Origin of the sequence: Bacillus proteolyticus (genome assembly GCF_001884065.1) — a bacterium.
In the GTDB taxonomy this organism is placed as follows: Bacteria; Bacillota; Bacilli; order Bacillales; family Bacillaceae_G; genus Bacillus_A; species Bacillus_A proteolyticus.
Window position 1 is genome coordinate 201,256 of record NZ_MACH01000055.1, and the last position, 18,784, is coordinate 220,039.

General features: G+C 34.6%; 17 protein-coding genes. 11 read left to right on the forward strand and 6 right to left on the reverse strand.

The window, feature by feature from the left end; all coding sequences use genetic code 11:
* Nucleotides 1-15: 15 nt before the first annotated feature.
* From exsE to BAQ49_RS09135, 4 genes are read right to left on the reverse strand one after another with little or no spacing between them, the layout of a single operon-like run.
* On the reverse strand, nucleotides 16-972 hold the full coding sequence (gene exsE, locus BAQ49_RS09120; protein ID WP_071745057.1) for an exosporium protein ExsE: 957 nt from the start codon (nucleotides 970-972) through the stop codon (nucleotides 16-18).
* The gene (locus tag BAQ49_RS09125; RefSeq protein ID WP_071745058.1) at nucleotides 969-2,039 is read right to left on the reverse strand and encodes a hypothetical protein; all 1,071 of its coding nucleotides are present in this window, start codon (nucleotides 2,037-2,039) and stop codon (nucleotides 969-971) included. The genes exsE and BAQ49_RS09125 overlap by 4 nt, the downstream gene beginning before the upstream one ends.
* Nucleotides 2,032-2,475, reverse strand: coding sequence for a hypothetical protein (locus BAQ49_RS09130; protein WP_071745059.1), 444 nt, complete (start codon nucleotides 2,473-2,475; stop codon nucleotides 2,032-2,034). Before BAQ49_RS09130 ends, BAQ49_RS09125 begins: the two co-directional genes overlap by 8 nt.
* Nucleotides 2,472-3,017: an RNA polymerase sigma factor gene (locus BAQ49_RS09135; protein WP_341865881.1), complete on the reverse strand. Its 546-nt coding sequence runs from the start codon at nucleotides 3,015-3,017 to the stop codon at nucleotides 2,472-2,474. The genes BAQ49_RS09130 and BAQ49_RS09135 overlap by 4 nt, the downstream gene beginning before the upstream one ends.
* Nucleotides 3,018-3,236: 219 nt before the next feature.
* On the opposite strand from BAQ49_RS09135, the gene BAQ49_RS09145 reads away from it, so the two are divergent.
* The 5 genes from BAQ49_RS09145 to BAQ49_RS09165 all read left to right on the forward strand — a co-directional run bounded on the left by BAQ49_RS09145 (nucleotide 3,237) and on the right by BAQ49_RS09165 (nucleotide 8,386).
* Nucleotides 3,237-3,875, forward strand: a complete 639-nt coding sequence (locus tag BAQ49_RS09145) for a response regulator transcription factor (protein WP_046959036.1) — start codon at nucleotides 3,237-3,239, stop codon at nucleotides 3,873-3,875.
* 4 nt (nucleotides 3,876-3,879) lie between these two features.
* On the forward strand, nucleotides 3,880-4,980 hold the full coding sequence (locus BAQ49_RS09150) for a sensor histidine kinase (RefSeq protein WP_071745062.1): 1,101 nt from the start codon (nucleotides 3,880-3,882) through the stop codon (nucleotides 4,978-4,980).
* Nucleotides 4,981-5,154: 174 nt separating this feature from the next.
* Complete coding sequence (locus BAQ49_RS09155) at nucleotides 5,155-6,093, forward strand: ABC transporter ATP-binding protein (protein ID WP_002148977.1); 939 nt, start codon at nucleotides 5,155-5,157, stop codon at nucleotides 6,091-6,093.
* A 36-nt stretch (nucleotides 6,094-6,129) separates the two neighbouring features.
* Complete coding sequence (locus BAQ49_RS09160; RefSeq protein WP_071745063.1) at nucleotides 6,130-7,239, forward strand: ABC transporter permease; 1,110 nt, start codon at nucleotides 6,130-6,132, stop codon at nucleotides 7,237-7,239.
* A 1-nt stretch (nucleotide 7,240) separates the two neighbouring features.
* A complete protein-coding gene (locus BAQ49_RS09165; protein WP_071745064.1) occupies nucleotides 7,241-8,386 on the forward strand; it encodes an ABC transporter permease in 1,146 nt (381 codons plus the stop codon).
* 44 nt (nucleotides 8,387-8,430) lie between these two features.
* On the opposite strand, the gene BAQ49_RS09170 is transcribed toward BAQ49_RS09165, so the two are convergent.
* Nucleotides 8,431-9,369, reverse strand: coding sequence for an esterase/lipase family protein (locus BAQ49_RS09170; RefSeq protein WP_071745065.1), 939 nt, complete (start codon nucleotides 9,367-9,369; stop codon nucleotides 8,431-8,433).
* 118 nt (nucleotides 9,370-9,487) lie between these two features.
* Here BAQ49_RS09170 and BAQ49_RS09175 point away from each other — a divergent pair, with 118 nt between their 5' ends.
* Nucleotides 9,488-10,699, forward strand: coding sequence for a phospholipase D-like domain-containing protein (locus tag BAQ49_RS09175; RefSeq protein ID WP_071745066.1), 1,212 nt, complete (start codon nucleotides 9,488-9,490; stop codon nucleotides 10,697-10,699).
* A 51-nt stretch (nucleotides 10,700-10,750) separates the two neighbouring features.
* Here the strand turns inward: BAQ49_RS09175 and pyrH are convergent, their stop codons facing one another.
* On the reverse strand, nucleotides 10,751-11,494 hold the full coding sequence (gene pyrH / locus BAQ49_RS09180; protein ID WP_071745067.1) for a UMP kinase: 744 nt from the start codon (nucleotides 11,492-11,494) through the stop codon (nucleotides 10,751-10,753).
* Between the two features lie 376 nt (nucleotides 11,495-11,870).
* Between pyrH and BAQ49_RS09185 the strand changes: the two genes are divergently transcribed.
* The 5 genes from BAQ49_RS09185 (at nucleotide 11,871) to BAQ49_RS09205 (ending at nucleotide 18,690) form a co-directional block, all read left to right on the forward strand.
* On the forward strand, nucleotides 11,871-13,142 hold the full coding sequence (locus BAQ49_RS09185; protein ID WP_060751549.1) for a cation:dicarboxylate symporter family transporter: 1,272 nt from the start codon (nucleotides 11,871-11,873) through the stop codon (nucleotides 13,140-13,142).
* A 24-nt stretch (nucleotides 13,143-13,166) separates the two neighbouring features.
* Nucleotides 13,167-14,606, forward strand: coding sequence for an aspartate ammonia-lyase (aspA, locus tag BAQ49_RS09190; RefSeq protein WP_071745068.1), 1,440 nt, complete (start codon nucleotides 13,167-13,169; stop codon nucleotides 14,604-14,606).
* A 74-nt stretch (nucleotides 14,607-14,680) separates the two neighbouring features.
* Nucleotides 14,681-16,393: an oxaloacetate-decarboxylating malate dehydrogenase gene (gene malS, locus BAQ49_RS09195; protein WP_071745140.1), complete on the forward strand. Its 1,713-nt coding sequence runs from the start codon at nucleotides 14,681-14,683 to the stop codon at nucleotides 16,391-16,393.
* 63 nt (nucleotides 16,394-16,456) lie between these two features.
* Nucleotides 16,457-17,755, forward strand: a complete 1,299-nt coding sequence (locus tag BAQ49_RS09200) for an ATP-binding protein (protein ID WP_098888141.1) — start codon at nucleotides 16,457-16,459, stop codon at nucleotides 17,753-17,755.
* Nucleotides 17,756-17,757: 2 nt separating this feature from the next.
* Nucleotides 17,758-18,690 carry a response regulator gene (locus BAQ49_RS09205; protein WP_071745070.1) on the forward strand — a complete coding sequence of 311 codons (933 nt, stop codon included), beginning with the start codon at nucleotides 17,758-17,760 and terminating at the stop codon, nucleotides 18,688-18,690.
* Nucleotides 18,691-18,784: the final 94 nt, after the last annotated feature.

Here is an 18,784-nt window from a genome sequence, read left to right on the forward strand (position 1 = left end):
TGCGGAAGGTTTTTCTTATTTTTCAATAACGCTCATATTTAAATTATAAGCTTTCTCAATATTTAACTTGTACGTGCCATTTCCAGTTTTAATTGAATTTTTATACCAATGTTCTTGGTTGTTTAATTCTGGATGTTCTTCTGAAGAATTATTTTCTTTTTTCGTTAAATCTTCTACTTGTTCCCAAGGTGTACTTCCATGTGTTTCTTTTTGATTCGTTACTGCTGTTAAAGATACATCACTCTCTTTTGCAAGATGGATAGACACTCTTGAGCTTTCCTGTACAAACCAATTATTTTGTAATTGACCTGGATAAAGAGATAGTTCGTTATTTGAAGCACGGATTTCCACATTTTTATTTTGCGGAAGAACAAGCGTTGGTTTCACCTGTGGTGCTGAATTAAATAACGTATGCTGAACAGGTAATGATTTTAAAGTGATATACATCGTTTCTCCAGCCGTTTGAACTGAAAGGAAATCATCTCGTTTTAAATTGAGTTTTTCATTTGCTTTCGTCGTCATTTCATAAGTTCCCAAAAGATGAATTTGATTTGTATTATTTCCCTCTATCGTTAGAGGTTGATGTCCTGCATCTACTACGATTTTTTTGATAGATTCAGATATATCAAATTGTCCGTCTGGAATATTACTCGTTTGTCTCGTTGTGTTAATAGAGTGACGAACTTCTTCTAGTAATCCAGTTGATAATAAACAGTAAAAAGCAATTCCGACGCTTCCTAAAACGCCGATAAAGAAAATGCTAAAAATATCATATTTAATAAATGATTGTTCCTTCTTAGAAAATAAAAGGTATAGTAAAACTTCAGCTCCAAGTATGATAAGTAAAACTGGCCACCATGCAGTTAGTGTATCTAATACTTGAATTCCTTTTACGACTGAAAATAGTAAAAAGCATCCTAACGATATAATAGAAAGCCCCATTGAGAATGTTCCAACACGCCAAGTCCTCATTCGCTTGTCCCACCTTTGTTTTCTTTATTTCCAAGTAACAATTTAAAGCCGCCGCCAATTAAAAGGAGCGCAACGATAGATGTTTGGAAATAGCGATAATATAGTTCACTAAGATGAATATTAAATATAGTTACAAAATAATCATTCAAAATAGGAAGGACTGTTTGATCTAATAAATAATAAACACCTAATGCGATTAATCCGATACCAATCCATCTTTGATGATTTATAAAATAATCGATAATTGGTTCGTCTTGTACTCGTTCTTTTCCGTATTTTGCTGTTTGCTGTAACGCATCAAAAAAGCTATAGAACCAAATGATTGGTACTAAAAATAAAAATGCAGAGAGTCGTAATAAATCGAGTAAATAAATAGATAGTAAAAAGGCTGCCATAAGCTGAAGACCACGACGTTGTAAACCTAAATACATATGTCCTGCTCCAGGGAACATCGCTAAAATAGAAGCAAATGTTTTACTTTTCTTTCCTTGTTCCCGATGTTCTTCAAAATCTTCGAAAATAGTGCGATCATCTAGTTGCTCGCCACGTTCTTTTTTCTGTAGTTGCTGAACGACATCGAAGAAATTATAAATCCATAAAACAGGTAACGTAATAAGAAAGATAAGGAAACTTCCTTGAGATGTTAATAAAGTCACAAATATAATCATGCTGCCCAAGCCAGCGCAAGCGACTAAAAATGTAAGACCACGTTGCATAAGTCCTAATTGGAAATGGCCAAGTCCAGGGATGATGGATAGGAGAATGATATAAAATCGTTCGCTCTCTTTAGAGGAATTTATCAATTCTCCAGTTTCTTGTTTTTTCGTTTGTTTTATAATGGTGATAACTAAATCTAGTAAGTTAATTACCCATAGAACAGCTAGTAAAAATAGAGAAAGAAAAGCAATATCACGTTCTCTTACTACTATGGTACAAAATACTGCAAAGGAGAATAGAAATAAAGATCCTCCGCTATATAAAATAAACCGTCCTAGCTTTTTTAAGTATAAATGTCCAAGCCCAGGAATTAGCCCTAATACAAGTGCTAAAAAGGGGTTTTTATTCATGCTTTGAACCTCCGTCCTTTTTTGGTGTGTCTACCGATTTGTTTACAATTTGTTGTGAGATAGAAGTCTCATTGTGTTTCGAAGATTTTTCGAAATTTGATGTCGCTGTGAAAATATAATGGAATAAACCACTTACCATAAAAATAATTGTAGCCGCCGTCGCAATTATGTAGTGAATAATCGTACGCTTTAGCTGGTTTGATTTCATATTTTCATTAGGCTGTAACGTTTCGAAATTAATTTGCGATATAACTTCGTTCGTAAATGAATCATCATTTATCATTGGAAGGTTTTCATGTTGTTCATCAATATTTTCCATATAAAGTGCTAAACAATGATCACATTCATAAAGGTGCTCTTCCATAGATTCACGTTCATTGCTTGCTATAACATCTAATGTATACTTGTGCCAATCTTCTTTTGAATAATGCATCATAGAAACTCTTCCTCCTTCCAATGTTTTTTAATCCATTTTCTTGCCCGATACAGTTTCATTTCGACCGTTTTCACTTCGATGTTTTCTTGGAAAGCAATTTCTTGATAACTTTTTTCCTCTAAGTAATGCGCGAGAACGACGTCACGGTAATTGTCGGGAAGTTCTCTTAGTTTTTGAGCAATGAGTAATTTTTGCTCTTTCGTCAATAGTAAAGCTTCAATGTTATGAGAGGATTTTATATTTTCCTCTGTTTCTTTACATAAGGAGAGTTCTTCGTTTTCTCTAGCTTTCTTTCTCTTATAATCAATAGCGTGATTGGTGGCAATACGTGCCATCCACGTTTTTAATCCGCGAAATTGATAATTTGGGAGAGAGTTGTGAATTTTTACGAATACTTCTTGTGTAACATCTTTAGCATCTTCTTCATGTCTTAAAATAGAAAAGATAACTTGAAAAATATAATGACGATATGTTTGTACAAGGATACGAAAAGCATGCTCGCTTCCTTGCTGTGCTTTTTCAATTAATTGTTTTTCCTCAATCGGTCTCTCCCTCCTTTTTGACGCATTCTATTATATAGACGTAAAGAATGATAAGTCACCCTACACATTTTGTAAAAAAAGAATAATATATTTTTAGCAGGAGGGCTATATGAAAAAGGTGTGAAAAAATGGTAAAGAGAAGTATATAATGAGCAAAGAGGAAATGCTACATGGAGAAAGGATGTGAATGTTAGTAGGATAAGGTCCATACTAACAAACATGAAAATTAAAATATTAATAGCCGATGATAATTCTTTTATTAGAGAAGGTATGAAAATTATTTTAAATACATATGAAGAGTTCGAAGTATTAGATACTGTAAATGATGGAAAAGAAGCTGTAGCGTATTGTAAAAAGCATGAAGTTGATATTGCGCTTTTAGATGTTCGTATGCCAAACATGAACGGGGTAGAGGCGACGAAAATAATTTGTGAAGAGACAAAAACAAAACCGCTTATTTTAACGACGTTTGATGATGATGAATATATTTTGGATGCAGTAAAAAACGGAGCGAAAGGTTATTTATTAAAAAATAACGATCCGGAGCGTATTCGTGATGCGATAAAAGGAGTATATAACGGTCAAACTGTTATGCAAGATGTAGTCCTTGATAAAATTAAGTCTAATTTAATGGAAAGTAAAGAGGAAGAATGTAAAATTGATAAGAGCCTTTTCACAGAAAGGGAGCTTAGTATTATCGCATTAATTGCAAAAGGTTTCTCAAATAAAGAAATTTCGAAACAGCTTTTTATATCTGAAGGAACAATCGCAAATTATATTACATCAGTTTTAGGGAAAACGGGACTTGAACACCGCACACAAATTGCGATTTACTACTTAACAGGGAAAGTAGATTAATGATATGGAATTTTGGTTAACTGTAAGTAAATTAATTGTCTTTATATATATTGTGTTCAGTTACATACATTCAAATGTTACGAACTTACCATGGGTTATATTTGCTTTGCTTTTATATCTTTCTGTAAACGTGCTGATCTCTATATTTAAAAAAGATACGTACAAAAAAATATTAATCTGTATTTCAATTAGTGTAGTTATGTTATTAACATGGAGGGTTCATCCATTTTTTATTTTGTTTTTACCTTTGAACTTATACGAAATTACATTCCATTACATAGAAAAGAATTGGTCACGCTTTGTGATTATGATGCTCCCAATTACGATTACAGATGAAAGTATTCGAATGACCTATGGATTAATTGTTGCATTTTCTTTTCTCATTTTAACTATGGCAGATCGTTATATCCCTCGTGTATTAAAGCTTGAATCACAAAATGATAAGATGCGAAAAGATATGCAACGACTGACGAAAAGCCTAAATGAAAATAAAGAGTACATAAGGCAATCAGAGTACACATTTAAGTTAGAAGAGAGAAATCGACTATCTCAAGAAATTCATGATAAAATCGGTCACTCAATGACAGGTGCACTAATTCAAATGGAAGCAGCAAAGAGATTAATGGAAATAGATAAAGAAAAATCTGCGGAATTATTACAAAATGCCATTCATATTTCAAAAGATGGAATCGAAAGCATTCGGATTACATTAAAAAATATGAAGCCGCCAACTGAACAAATTGGAATTCATCGTATGAAATTATTCATAGAGGAATTTGCTGGTAAGCATGATATAAATATTCCATTCGTATATAAAGGGAACTTAGATATGATTTCACCGATTCAGTGGAAGATTATCGGTGAAAATGTTATGGAGGCACTAACAAACGCGATGAAATATGCTGATGCGACAGTCATTTCAATCGATATTCATGTACTGAACAAGATGATCAAAGTACAAGTAAAGGATAATGGAAAAGGTGCAGCTCTTGTTAAGAAAGGTCTCGGGATTATGGGGATGGAGGAGCGAACAGCATCAGTAAACGGAAAAATTATTATAGATGGAACAAGTGGTTTTTCAGTAACGATGTTGTTGCCGATATGAGGGATGAATCATCTCATATGAAAAAAGTGAATAATCTCATGTGAAAAGAGTGAACTTCTGCACTGAGCAGGTTCATTCTTTTTGCTTATAATAAAGTGAAACTTCAATCAGTGGGAGTCTTACTGATAGCAAATAGCGGGATAAAAGCAGAGAAACCGAAATAGGGGTGAAATGATGAACACATTAGAAATTAAAAATTTAACGAAAAAATTTGGTGATTTCATCGCGGTAGATAATATGTCTTTATCTATTAAAGAAGGAGAAATATTTGGATTTTTAGGATCAAATGGTGCTGGTAAAAGTACAACAATTAATATGATTGCTGGCTTATTAAGAAGTAATGAAGGTGAAATTAGCATACTAGGAAAAAATATAAAGAAACATAATCGATTTGCGAAAATGAATATTGGTATCGTTCCGCAAGATATTGCGATTTATGAAGAGTTAACTGCCTATGAAAATGTGAAATTCTTTGCTGGATTGTATGGATTACGAGGAGCCGAGCTAAAAGCGAGAGTAGAGGAAGCACTTCAATTTGTAGGCCTTAGTGATAAACATAAAAGTTACCCGAAAAACTTTTCTGGCGGGATGAAACGAAGGCTGAATATCGCTTGTGCAATCGCTCATAGACCGAAGTTAATTATTATGGATGAACCGACAGTTGGAATTGATCCACAGTCAAGAAACTATATCCTTCAGTCTGTTCGGAAATTAAATGAAATGGGAAGTACGATTATTTATACAAGTCACTACATGGAAGAAGTAGAAGAGATTTGTACGAAAATAGCAATTGTAGATCACGGTAAAGTAATTGCAGAAGGCACGAAAGAACAGTTAAAAGCGATTATTACCGATACGAAAGACATTTGGATTGAAGTGAAGTCAGTAGAAAATCTAGACGTCGAAAAATTAAAAGAGATAAACGGTGTGAAAGCTGTTCAAATTGAAGAGAACGTAATCAAAGTAAATTCTGATGCAGGATTAAATAATTTAAATAAAATTATTCAACACTTTATTAATCATGATATTGAAATTCGTTCATTAGAAGAGCAGGCTCCGAATTTAGAAACAGTATTCCTTACATTGACCGGAAGAAACTTACGAGATAAATAAAGTGATTGTAAGAATAGGAAAAGGGAGGTTCATCGATTGAACATCTTCAATATTGCAGTTATGCACATTAAAAGAGATTTCAGGGACGTAAGAACTTTAGTTTTTATGTTAGCATTTCCGATTGTGCTTATGCTTGTATTAGGAACAGCGTTAAGTAACGCATTTAATAGCGATAGTCATTCGATTAAAGATATACAAGTACTTTATAAAGATGAAGCGGGAAGCACGTTTTCTCAATCATATGAAGCATTTACGAAAGAGGTCGATAAATCGGGTATCCATTTTAAAAAAGCTTCCGAAGGTATAGAGGGGAAAGAAGAAGTGAAGCAAAATAAATATGCTGCATATGTAGAATTGAATAAAGATGGTGCGAAATTTTACGGAAGCGACAGAAGTAGTATTGAAGGAAGTATTGTTGAAGGAATGCTTACGACATTTGTTGATAAGTACAATGTAGCGGCAGAAGTTGCAAAAGTAGATCCAAGTAAGGTTAGCACAGTTATTTCAAATGGAAATCATAATGATTATATTAAAGAAACATCTTTACAAGCTGCTAAAAAACCAGGTTCTATGGATTACTACGCGGTTGTAATGACGACAATGATTGCATTGTATGCTGCAATGGGTGCGAGTTTTTTAATTCGAGGAGAACGAGTACGTAAAACAGGAGATCGTTTAATTGCAGCACCTATAAGTAAGGCTGAAATTTTCATTGGGAAAGTGCTCGGTAGTCTTGTAGCAAATGCACTTTGTCTATTACTCGTCGTTATATTTAGTAAATTTGTTTTTCAAGCGAATTGGGGCGACCATCTTGGAATCATATTTATTATTTTACTAACAGAAGTCTTTCTAGCAATTAGTTTCGGTTTAGGAATCGGATTTATTACAAAAACAGGTGAGGCATCTAGAGCAATTATTATGGTTGTTGTGCAATTAGCTTCTATTTTTGGTGGTGCGTATTTCGTAGTGGAAGAAAATGTCGTTACGAATTTATCACCATTAACGTGGGCCAACACAGCTATTATGAAAATTATTTATGCAAATGACATAGGAGCAGCACTGCCGGTTATTTCTTTAAATCTTGGAATTTCAGCAATCTTTTTATTAATTGCGATTATCGCATTACGTAGACGGGAGGGGCTGTAATATGAAAGATATTTTATGGCTCATACGAAAAACATTAGCTGCGCTTTTTAAAAATAAAAAAGGATTATTACTTATTGTAAGTTTGCCGATAATAGGAACACTCATTTCTTTTTCAATATATGGTAATGTAGGGCAAGGAACGTTAAATATTGGGGTTATAAATAAAGAAAATCAGCCTATCGCAAATGATACAGTAAAATTTTTAGAAGGACTCAATCATGTAAATGTTAGTAAAATTAAGGAATCCGAAGTGGAAGATAAACTCATTTCAAAAAAACTTGATGGTGTTATTACATTACAGTCTGGTTTTTCCGAAAGTGTTCGAGCAGGGAAACCGAGTCATATTGAAGTTTCATCGATTAAAGGTGATCAAGTAACAGTATTTATAAAATCATATTTATATAACTATGTTGATAATATAGCTGCGATTAGTAAAGTGGCAGGGGCGGATCAAAGTACGTTTGATAGTATGTACGCTGGTTATCAAAAAAGTTCATTTAAAGTAAAAGCAGAGACACTTGAAGATACTTCGAAAAATAAGGATATGACAAATCAAACGATTGGTTATCTTATCATGTTTATGCTATTTTCGGCAGCGAATTTATCTGGAATTATTTTAAAAGAAAAAGAGAACAGAACGTATTTTAGATTATTATCGACACCGATAGATGGAAAGAAATTTATATTATCTAATGTCGCGGTGAATATGATTATACTAACAGTGCAAATTGTAATTGCCGTATTATTTATGAAGTATGTTTTCCATACAAATATAAATATGCCTTTCACAGTGATGATTGGTGTACTCATGATATTTGCTTTAATCGCAATTGGTTTATCATTAGTCATTGTGTCTTTTTCAAAAAGTTCAACTGCTTCAAATGCGATGCAAAATGTTGTTATTGTACCGACATGTTTATTAGCGGGATGTTATTTTCCATATGATATTATGCCGAAAACAGTACAAAAAATAGCTGATTTTTTACCGCAACGCTGGCTAATGGACACGATTTCGAAATTACAGCAAGGAATTCCGTTTTCAGAGTTGTATTTAAACATTTTAATCTTATTCGCTTTCGCGATAGCATTCTTCTTAATTGCGATTTATAAGTTTGGAAGAAATAATGATGCAAGGAACTTCATTTAATGAAAAGGTGTGGCGCAATGCCACACCTTTTTTGTATTCGTAATTTAAAGTATCTTTTGTAATATAGGAATGCTTTTGTAGAGCACTTCGTTATGTGAAGCATGCACAACATATTTATTTCCCTCTAGAAGAAAAACGCTATGTAGAACAGCGTTACCATCACCATGTTTTGTAAGTATATCACCGACGACTTTTCCGTCTGTCCATTCCAGTTTTGAATATGAAGGGACGACTTGTAAATATTGAATCGTTTCTACTCCATCTCCTGCAATGAGTGTAGTTTCAATATTTCTTTTCTCGATAATAAATCTATTTTTATTTAATGTATCGAGGAAAGGATTTTTCGTTTTCATCTTGTTATAAGGAAGAAATGTAATAGAAGAGCCGGATCTTATAAATAAATAATTTCCGTAATCTTTACAAGGAATAACATCTTGTAATCCTGGAAAGTAACGGTGTATTGCTTCAATTTTATTCATTTTGTGTAAGGTGCTTACGTAGTGAATGTATTGTTCCATATAAAAATGAACAATATTTATTTTAGAAGAGGCATGAACAGGGAGACTACCCCCAGTCCAATAACTATAATTGGGAGGAGATCCAGCGTTTGGTGTACAGAGTATAATAAGTTGCTCCACATCATTTTCATATTCTTCACTTTGAACGTAAGAACGTGCAAGAAGTCCACCCATACTATGACAAACTAAATTTAGTTTATCGTACCCTGTAAATTCTTTAACATAAGCAATCGTTTTTAATAAATATTTTTGAGTAGAAACAGCAATACGCTGACGCCAGTCATAAAAACAGATAAACAGGTTTTTATTTCGTTCATAGCCTATACTTTCTAACATCATGATGAATGGTTCATAGATAAACGAAGAAAGTCCAAAGCTCCAATTACCAGTATCCGGAATAATAATATTACTCATTGAACCGAAAAGACCTGGGATAAAAATAATAGGGATTTTTCCTTTTCTCATACTCTTCTCTCCTTTACCTGTTTAACATCGATAAAAATTAAGAACTACATTTCGTATGAAAACATATTTAAATGAAACACTACGGAGTAGAACGTAATTTGAGCGGAAGGAAATCAAAATGATTAAAAAAATATTGCGAGTTACTTCTATTATTATGGCTATTGTTATTTTTATATTAATTTGGATGCATATTGACGTTACGCTCGGAAGAAAAATGGAAGCCGGAAAAAATATGCCGACAGAGTACGCGCCTCATTATAGTGATTTTCAATTATATGTAGAAGGAAAGTCATTTTATAAAAAGTTATTTACTGATGTAAGAGAAGCGAAGCAATCTATTTACACGTATTTTTTTATTTTGTCGGATGATAAAAGTAGCCATACTTTTTTAAACTTATTAAAAGAGAAGGCAAAAGAAGGAGTAAACGTCTATTTATCAGTTGATCGCATTAATGATTTATCATTTGAAAGAAAGATGAAAAATGAATTGCGGGAAAGTGGTGTACATTTTACATATAGTAGAAAACCTGAATTGCCATTCGGATTTTATTCACTGCACCATCGTAATCATCGCCGTATTACGACGATTGATGGGGGGATTGGCTATACGGGTGGCTTTAATATGGGGGATGAGTACTTAGGGAAAGATAAGCGTTTTGGATATTGGCGTGACTATCATGTGCGGATAAGAGGAGAAGGAGCAAAGGACTTAGAGGAACAGTTTGCTTTAGATTGGAAACGAGATACGAAAGAAGATATAAAGAGAAGTACGAATAAAGCTAGTAAAGGGAACACATTACATACTATGACTAGTTACAATGGACACCACGTCGCTGAAAAATATATAGAGTTAATAGACCAAGCGAAGCATTCAATTGTCATTACAACACCATATTTTATAGCGAAAAATAAAGAATTAATGAATGCTTTAATTGGAGCGCAAAAGCGTGGTGTTACAGTGAAAATACTTTGGTCATATAAACCGGATATACCTCTTATTAAAGAGGCGGCATATCCTTACATCCGTCAAGCTGTTAAAAATGGGATTACTGTGTATGGTTATAAAAAAGGGATGTTTCATGGAAAGTTAATGCTGATTGATAATGAATTAACTGTTATCGGTACAACGAACATAACTGCACGTAGCTTCTATATAAATGATGAGATGAATTTGTATATTCACGGTGGACCTATCATAGCGCAAGTGAATGAGGCGTTAACGCAAGACATTGGTGATTCGAAAGAGATGACAGAAACATTTTTTGACAACTTATCTTTCTGGGAGCGTTGTAAAGAGAAAGTAGTTGGATGGGTTGATTTTTATTTGTGATGATTAACAAAAGGGTGTCTATAAAAGGCACCCTTTTGTTAATGAAAATAACTATTTTTCATGCACAAGCATCGACGCATCATCATTAATCAACGTCCCGACATGCTCACCTAAACAAATTCTTTTCATCACTCCAGGCTCATCAAAGTTAAAGACGTGTGCCGGTAAATTATAATCTCGAGCAAGCAACAAAGCGGCTTGGTCCATTACTTGTATGTTTTGCCTAACAATATCGTTATAGTTCAGTTTACTGTACATTTTCGCTGATTTGTTATGTTTCGGATCACTTGTAAAGACGCCGTCGACCCCTTGTTTTGCGACTAAAATGGCGTCGCTATTCATTTCAATGGCTCTTTGTACACTTGGATAATCTGTCGTAACGAATGGCTGCCCATTCCCGCCTCCAAAAATGACGATATAGCCGTTATCTAAATGATGTACTGCACGCAAGCGAATGTATGGCTCAGCTACTGCATTAAAAGGGATGGAAGTCATAACACGTACTTCTCTATCTGTTTTACTTGTTAAAACGCCGCGAAGCATTAAGCTGTTAATAATCGTACCTAGCGTACCGATATTATCAGCTTCTACACGATCAATTCCCCATTCTTCAGCTAGATGACCTCTGAAAATGTTACCGCCGCCGATGACAATGGATACTTCGATATCTAGGTCAATAATGGATATAATTTCGTTTGCGATATGCTCTAATCGTTTGGAGTTAAAGCTATTTCCAGATTGATCAGCAAGTGCGCCACCGCTCAGTTTAATTAAGACGCGTTTATATGGTTTCATAACAATTCCCCCTATATAAATGGCAATAAAAAAGGAACAAAGGCGAATGCCCTTGTTCCTTGCTGAGAAAATGAAAAAGAAAAGAAGAAGATAGGCTGAATTTCTGTACATAATTTTTCATAACATCCACTCCTTTTCATTCCAATTTATTGTAAGTGTATATCTTTTTGATTATACAAAATAATCCGATTACTTATCAAGTATATTTTATCGCTTTTTAACAAAATGGTGTCAATGAAAAATATAAGAAAAAAATTGAATTTTTTGTGACGAACTTGTAGGTTTTTGTATGATTTTGTAGGTTCACTTATATCATGTGTGAGTAAGCTTTTATAAATATTAAATGAAAGCGTTCGCATGAAGGGGATGAACATAAATGAAAAAATTCGGATTGGCAACACAAATTTTTGTCGCACTTGTTTTAGGGATTGTAGTAGGGGCAATCTTTTATGGCAATAAAACGGCGATTTCTTATATCACACCAATTGGGGATATATTTATTCACTTAATTAAAATGATTGTAGTACCGATTGTTATTTCAGCATTAATTGTTGCGGTAGCTGGTGTAGGAGATATGAAGAAGCTTGGGAAACTGGGCGGGAAGACAATTCTTTATTTCGAAATTATTACGACGATTGCTATTTTAATGGGATTACTTGCGGCAAATATATTCCAACCAGGTACTGGCGTTGATATGAGTAATTTACAGCAAAGTGATATTTCTTCTTATAAACAAACAGCAGATGCAACAGAGAAGAAAGGCTTCGCAGAAACGATTGTTCATATTGTACCGAAAAATATATTTGAGTCTATTACACAAGGTGACTTATTACCGATTATATTCTTCTCAGTACTATTCGGTTTAGGAGTTGCAGCAATCGGTGAAAAGGGAAAGCCTGTTTTTAACTTTTTTGAAGGTGTACTCGAAGCGATGTTTTGGGTTACAAATCAAGTGATGAAATTCGCACCATTTGGTGTATTCGCATTAATTGCTGTTACGGTTGCAAAATTTGGTGTAGCAACACTACTTCCTTTAGGAAAACTAGTGCTAGCTGTATACGTAACTGTTATACTATTCGTTGTGATTGTATTAGGTATTAATGCACGAATGGTTGGCGTAAACATTTTTACATTAATGAAAATTTTAAAAGAAGAACTTATTCTTTCATTTACGACAGCAAGTTCAGAAGCTGTTTTACCTAATATAATGAGAAAAATGGAAGAGTTCGGTTGTCCAAAGGCAGTTGCCTCTTTCGTAATTCCGACAGGTTATACATTTAATTTGACTGGATCGGCTATTTATCAAGCGTTAGCGGCATTGTTTGTTGCACAAATGTATGGTGTGCACATGTCACTGACAGAGCAAATAACGTTATTATTCGTTCTCATGTTAACATCCAAAGGTATGGCGGGAGTTCCGGGTGCATCATTCGTTGTTGTATTAGCGACGTTAGGATCAATGGGCTTACCGCTAGAAGGCATCGCATTAATTGCGGGAATTGACCGTATTTTAGATATGATTCGCTCAGCTGTCAATGTATTAGGAAATGCATTAGCGGCCATTGTTATGTCGAAGTGGGAAGGCGAATTCGATGATGAAAAAGCAAAACAATATGTAGAAACAGTCAAACAAACAAAAGCAGCATAAGAAATCGTTAAGGAGTGAAAAGTCATGTCAACATTAACTGAAGTTAAAAATGGAGTACGAATTGAAAAAGATTTTTTAGGTGAAAAAGAAGTGCCAAATTATGCGTACTACGGTGTACAAACAATGCGTGCAGTAGAGAATTTCCCAATTACAGGATATAAAGTCCATGAAGGTTTAATTAAAGCGTTAGCAATTGTAAAAAAAGCGGCAGCACTTGCTAATACAGATGTAGGAAGATTGGAATTGAAAAAGGGTGGTGCTATCGCAGAAGCATCACAAGAAATCCTTGATGGGAAATGGCATGATCATTTCATCGTTGATCCAATTCAAGGCGGTGCAGGAACTTCAATGAATATGAACGCAAATGAAGTCATTGCCAATCGTGCTCTTGAATTATTAGGAATGGAAAAGGGAGACTATCATTATATTAGTCCAAACAGTCATGTAAATATGGCGCAATCAACAAATGATGCATTCCCAACAGCAATTCATATTGCAACATTAAATGCATTAGAAGGCTTATTACAAACGATGGGTTATATGCATGATGTATTTGAATTAAAAGCAGAACAGTTCGATCATGTTATTAAAATGGGTCGTACACATTTACAAGATGCTGTGCCAATTCGTCTTGGACAAGAATTTAAAGCATACTCTCGCGTACTTGAACGTGATATGAAACGTATCAAGCAATCACGTCAACATCTATATGAAGTAAATATGGGAGCAACTGCAGTTGGTACAGGCTTAAATGCGGATCCAGAATATATTGAAGCAGTTGTAAAACATTTAGCTACCATTAGTGAACTACCACTTGTTGGTGCAGAAGATTTAGTAGATGCAACCCAAAATACGGATGCGTACACTGAAGTATCTGCAGCACTTAAAGTATGTATGATGAACATGTCTAAAATTGCGAACGACCTTCGTCTAATGGCATCAGGTCCACGCGTTGGATTAGCGGAAATCATGCTACCAGCTCGTCAACCAGGTTCATCTATTATGCCAGGGAAAGTAAACCCTGTTATGCCAGAAGTAATTAATCAAATTGCGTTCCAAGTAATTGGTAACGACCATACAATTTGCCTTGCTTCAGAAGCAGGACAATTAGAATTAAATGTTATGGAGCCAGTACTTGTTTTCAACTTACTTCAATCTATTAGCATTATGAATAACGGTTTCCGTGCCTTTACAGATAATTGCTTAAAAGGAATTGAAGCGAATGAAGATCGCCTAAAAGAGTATGTTGAGAAGAGTGTAGGAATTATTACAGCCGTGAACCCTCATATCGGCTATGAAGCAGCAGCTCGCGTTGCGAAAGAAGCAATTGCGACAGGGCAATCCGTTCGAGAACTATGTGTGAAAAATGGTGTATTGTCACAAGAAGAATTAGAGTTAATTCTAGATCCATTCGAAATGACACATCCAGGGATTGCAGGAGCAACTCTTTTAAAGAAAAATTAAAAGAAGAGGGGGACAATCCCCTCTTTTTTGTTTACAATATAGAAATGTTATATATGAATAGAGGTAGGGATGTTATGAGTAAGTTTACAGTGGCTTCTAATGGTTCATTAGAAACGACATTAAGAGGAGTAGAAGTATTATCAACACCACTTTTAAATAAAGGGGTAGCTTTCACGCAAGAAGAAAGAGAAGAATTAGGTTTAAAAGGGTTATTACCGCCAGCAGTTTTAACGCTAGATGAACAAGCACGTAGAGCGTATGAGCAATTTTGTTCTCAGCCGGATGATTTATTAAAGAATGTATACTTAACAGCGTTACATGATCGAAATGAAGTATTATTTTATCGTATTTTAACAAATCATTTACGTGAAATGTTACCAATCGTATATACACCTACTGTTGGTGTAGCAATTCAAAGATATAGCCATGAATATCGTAAACCACGCGGTGTTTATTTATCAGTTAATGATCCTTCAGGTATTGAAGAAGCATTTGCAAATATCGGTGCAACAGCTGATAATATTGATTTAGTTGTTGTAACAGATGGAGAAGGTATATTAGGAATTGGTGACTGGGGTGTTGGTGGTATTAACATTGCGATTGGAAAGCTAGCTGTATATACGGCCGCAGTTGGAATCGATCCTAGTCGTGTGTTACCAGTAATTTTAGATGTAGGTACAAATCGTGAGGAATTATTGAACAATCCATTTTATATTGGAAATCGTCATCCACGTGTAACTGGTGAAGCTTACGATGAATTTATTGATACATTTGTACAAGCGGTAGGCAATAAGTTCCCGAAAGCACTTTTACATTGGGAGGACTTCAGTTCTCGCAATGCACGAAAAATTTTAGATAAATACCGTCATGACGTTTGTACATTTAATGATGATATTCAAGGTACAGGTGCAGTTTCACTTGCTGCAGTATTATCGGCAGTGAAAGCTTCTGGTGTACCATTAAGTGAACACCGTGTAGTGGTGTTTGGTGCTGGTACAGCTGGAATCGGTATCGCAGACCAAGTAAGAGATGCAATGGTTCGCGTCGGCTTATCAGACGAAGAATCTCATAATCGTTTCTGGTGTATCGACCGTAACGGGTTAGTTACAGATAATATGGAAGATCTTCTTGATTTCCAAATTCCGTATGCCAGAAAAGAAGCTGAAGTAAGTGAGTGGAAACAAAATGGTGTGATCGGACTTGCTGAAGTTGTGAAACATGTAAAACCGACAATTTTAATTGGTACATCTACTGTTGCCGGCGCATTTAAAGAGGAAATTATTAAAGAAATGGCTTCTCATATAGAGAGACCAATTATATTACCAATGTCGAATCCGACGCCACTTGCGGAAGCGAAACCAGCAGATTTAATCGAGTGGACAGAAGGAAGAGCGTTAGTTGCAACAGGAAGTCCATTTGAACCAGTTACATATAACGGTGTAACGTATGTGATTGGGCAGTCAAATAACGCACTTATTTTCCCGGGACTAGGTCTTGGTACAATTGTTGTTCGTGCAAGCGTTATGACTGATGGTATGTTCGCAGCAGCTGCTGAAGCAGTTGCAAGTATGGTAGATGCAAGTAAACCAGGAGCACCTATCTTGCCAGAAGTTGAAGAGTTACGTAATATCTCTGAAATGGTTGCAATTGAAGTAGCGAAAGTTGCTGTTGCAGAAGGTGTTGCTAGAGAGAACTTAAGTGATAACGATATTAAGATAGCAGTGAAAGAATCAATGTGGACGCCTGAGTATCGTCAAATAAAAGCGGTAGAAAAGGTTAACATATAGAAAAAAGCCCGTTTATAATAATAAACGGGCTTACTTGTATAATATTGAAAAAATACATAGGAAGTGGCACTTTTGAATTGGAATCAATTATGGAAAAAAGATATATCTCTTTTAATTATTTTAATGGTTGTTGTTCCGATTGCTGGAGAGCTAAATTTTCATCCTTTTAATGATACGTTTCGCGTTAGCTTTGGGACACCGCTTTTCTTCTTTTTATTACTATTTTTAAGAAGAATACCAGCAGCGGTTGCAGGTATTCTTGTTGGTATATCTGTAGTCTTATTCCGTGTATGTCTTGACTGGGTATTGCAAGGTTCATTTTATATGACAGAATCATTTTATTTGCGCTATCCTGTGTTCTTTTATTATTTTGTTTATGGAAGCTTATTTTCGCTTTGTAGAGTGAATAAGTTCCATCAGAATCCAGTTGTAATTGGGTGCCTTGGAATTACAATTGAAATTATCGCAAGTATGTCAGAACTTGCGATTTATCACATGGTAGTGCTCAGTACAACAATAACAGTTTCTGAAATAAATAAACTAATCATAATTGCTATTTTCCGTAGTTTCTTTGCACTTGGTTTTTTAAATATGATGAATTTATATGAAACAAAATTAAAAGAATCACAAGTTCGAAAAGAAAATGAAAAAATGTTGATGCACCTTTCTAACTTATATGTGGAATCTGTTCATTTGAAAAAAACGTTGCAAAATGCGGAGTTAATTACACAAGAAGCGTATCAATTATATCGGAATTTACAAGCGAACGATGATTCAAGTAGTAAAACAGCATTGAAAATAGCAGGAGAAGTGCACGAAATAAAAAAGGATAATCAAAGGATTTTTGCAGGACTATCTAAACTATTATTAGATAAAAATGTAGCTGAGTATGTAGAAGGACATGAGCTTGCAGAAATGATTGTGAGAATAAATGAGAAGTATGCTGAAATGTTGGAAAAAGATATTTGTTTTTCTAAACATATAGAAGGTGAGCATGCAGAATATCATGTGTATACGGTCTTATCAATTTTTAATAATTTAGTTGCAAATGCGGTTGAAGCAATTGAGGGTAGTGGTGCTATCATTATTAAGTTATATAAAATTGATAAACGTATATTTTTTGAAGTAATTGACGATGGGCCTGGTATTGCGCAAAAATATAAGAAACTAGTATTTAAGCCAGGGTTTACTTCGAAGTATGATCAAACAGGAACACCATCTACGGGAATTGGACTTTCTTACATAAACGAAATGGTAACTGAGCTCGGAGGAGAAGTAAGATTGGAAGATGGGGAAATTGGGGAAGGCTGTAAGTTTGTCGTTTGTTTGCCGGAGTGTAGTTTAAAGCGGGAAGGGGAATAAAGTTGTTTTATTATATCGTAGATGATGATGAAGTTTTCCGCTCCATGCTTTCACAAATTATTGAAGATGGTGATCTTGGGGAAGTAATTGGAGAATCGGAAGACGGAGCTTTTATTGAAGCAGATCAACTAAATTTTAAAAAAGTAGATATTTTATTTATTGATTTATTAATGCCAATGCGAGACGGCATTGAAACAGTTCTCCATATCGCATCCTCTTTTACTGGGAAAATTATTATGATTTCTCAAGTTGAATCGAAGCAGCTTATAGGTGAGGCGTATACACTTGGTGTTGAATATTATATTACAAAACCATTAAATAAAATTGAGGTTATATCTGTTGTACGTAAAGTAATGGAACGTATTCGTTTAGAGCGCTCTATACATGATATTCAAAAATCATTGAATAACGTTTTTAAGTGGGAACAGCCGCAAGTTCGAAATGAGCCAATGCAAGAAGGGAAAAAAATAACGGATTCAGGACGCTATTTATTATCAGAACTTGGTATTGCGGGAGAGAATGGAAGTAAAGATTTACTTAGTATGCTGGAATATTTATATGGACAAGAAAAAGCACAAACATTTGACTTTGGATTTCCTGCGCTAAAAGATATCTTTCACCATATAACTATAAGGAAATTAGAGAATATAGCTTCAGATGCACATATAGATAAGGAGAGAAAAGCATCTGAACAAAGGGTACGTAGAGCGATTTATCAATCGTTAAATCACTTAGCTTCCCTTGGATTAACAGATTTTTCAAATCCGAAATTTGAAAGCTATGCTCCGAAATTTTTTGATTTCACTGTAGTTAGAAAACGTATGACAGAAATGACAAAGGAAGAAGTAGCAACTTCCGGACATACGCGAATTAATACGAAAAAGTTTATTCAAGTGTTGTATTTTGAGGCGAAACGGTTGATGGAGATAGAGTGAAAAGGTGCTTATAAATAAGCATCTTTTTTTGTTAAATCTACATTTTATATTTTCTCTTGGAGCATGTAAAATGTTAGTTGAGAGAAACTGGTTT

Excerpts from the sequence above, each read along its gene's own strand:
- BAQ49_RS09145 (WP_046959036.1), top strand. The coding sequence starts at position 3,237 with ATGAAAATTAAAATATTAATAGCCGATGATAATTCTTTTATTAGAGAA.
- BAQ49_RS09175 (WP_071745066.1), top strand. The coding sequence starts at position 9,488 with ATGATTAAAAAAATATTGCGAGTTACTTCTATTATTATGGCTATTGTT.
- BAQ49_RS09170 (WP_071745065.1), bottom strand. The coding sequence starts at position 9,369 with ATGAGAAAAGGAAAAATCCCTATTATTTTTATCCCAGGTCTTTTCGGT.
- BAQ49_RS09150 (WP_071745062.1), top strand. The coding sequence starts at position 3,880 with ATGGAATTTTGGTTAACTGTAAGTAAATTAATTGTCTTTATATATATT.
- malS (WP_071745140.1), top strand. The coding sequence starts at position 14,681 with ATGAGTAAGTTTACAGTGGCTTCTAATGGTTCATTAGAAACGACATTA.
- aspA (WP_071745068.1), top strand. The coding sequence starts at position 13,167 with ATGTCAACATTAACTGAAGTTAAAAATGGAGTACGAATTGAAAAAGAT.
- BAQ49_RS09125 (WP_071745058.1), bottom strand. The coding sequence starts at position 2,039 with ATGAATAAAAACCCCTTTTTAGCACTTGTATTAGGGCTAATTCCTGGG.
- BAQ49_RS09185 (WP_060751549.1), top strand. The coding sequence starts at position 11,871 with ATGAAAAAATTCGGATTGGCAACACAAATTTTTGTCGCACTTGTTTTA.
- pyrH (WP_071745067.1), bottom strand. The coding sequence starts at position 11,494 with ATGAAACCATATAAACGCGTCTTAATTAAACTGAGCGGTGGCGCACTT.
- BAQ49_RS09130 (WP_071745059.1), bottom strand. The coding sequence starts at position 2,475 with ATGATGCATTATTCAAAAGAAGATTGGCACAAGTATACATTAGATGTT.
- BAQ49_RS09165 (WP_071745064.1), top strand. The coding sequence starts at position 7,241 with ATGAAAGATATTTTATGGCTCATACGAAAAACATTAGCTGCGCTTTTT.
- BAQ49_RS09155 (WP_002148977.1), top strand. The coding sequence starts at position 5,155 with ATGAACACATTAGAAATTAAAAATTTAACGAAAAAATTTGGTGATTTC.
- exsE (WP_071745057.1), bottom strand. The coding sequence starts at position 972 with ATGAGGACTTGGCGTGTTGGAACATTCTCAATGGGGCTTTCTATTATA.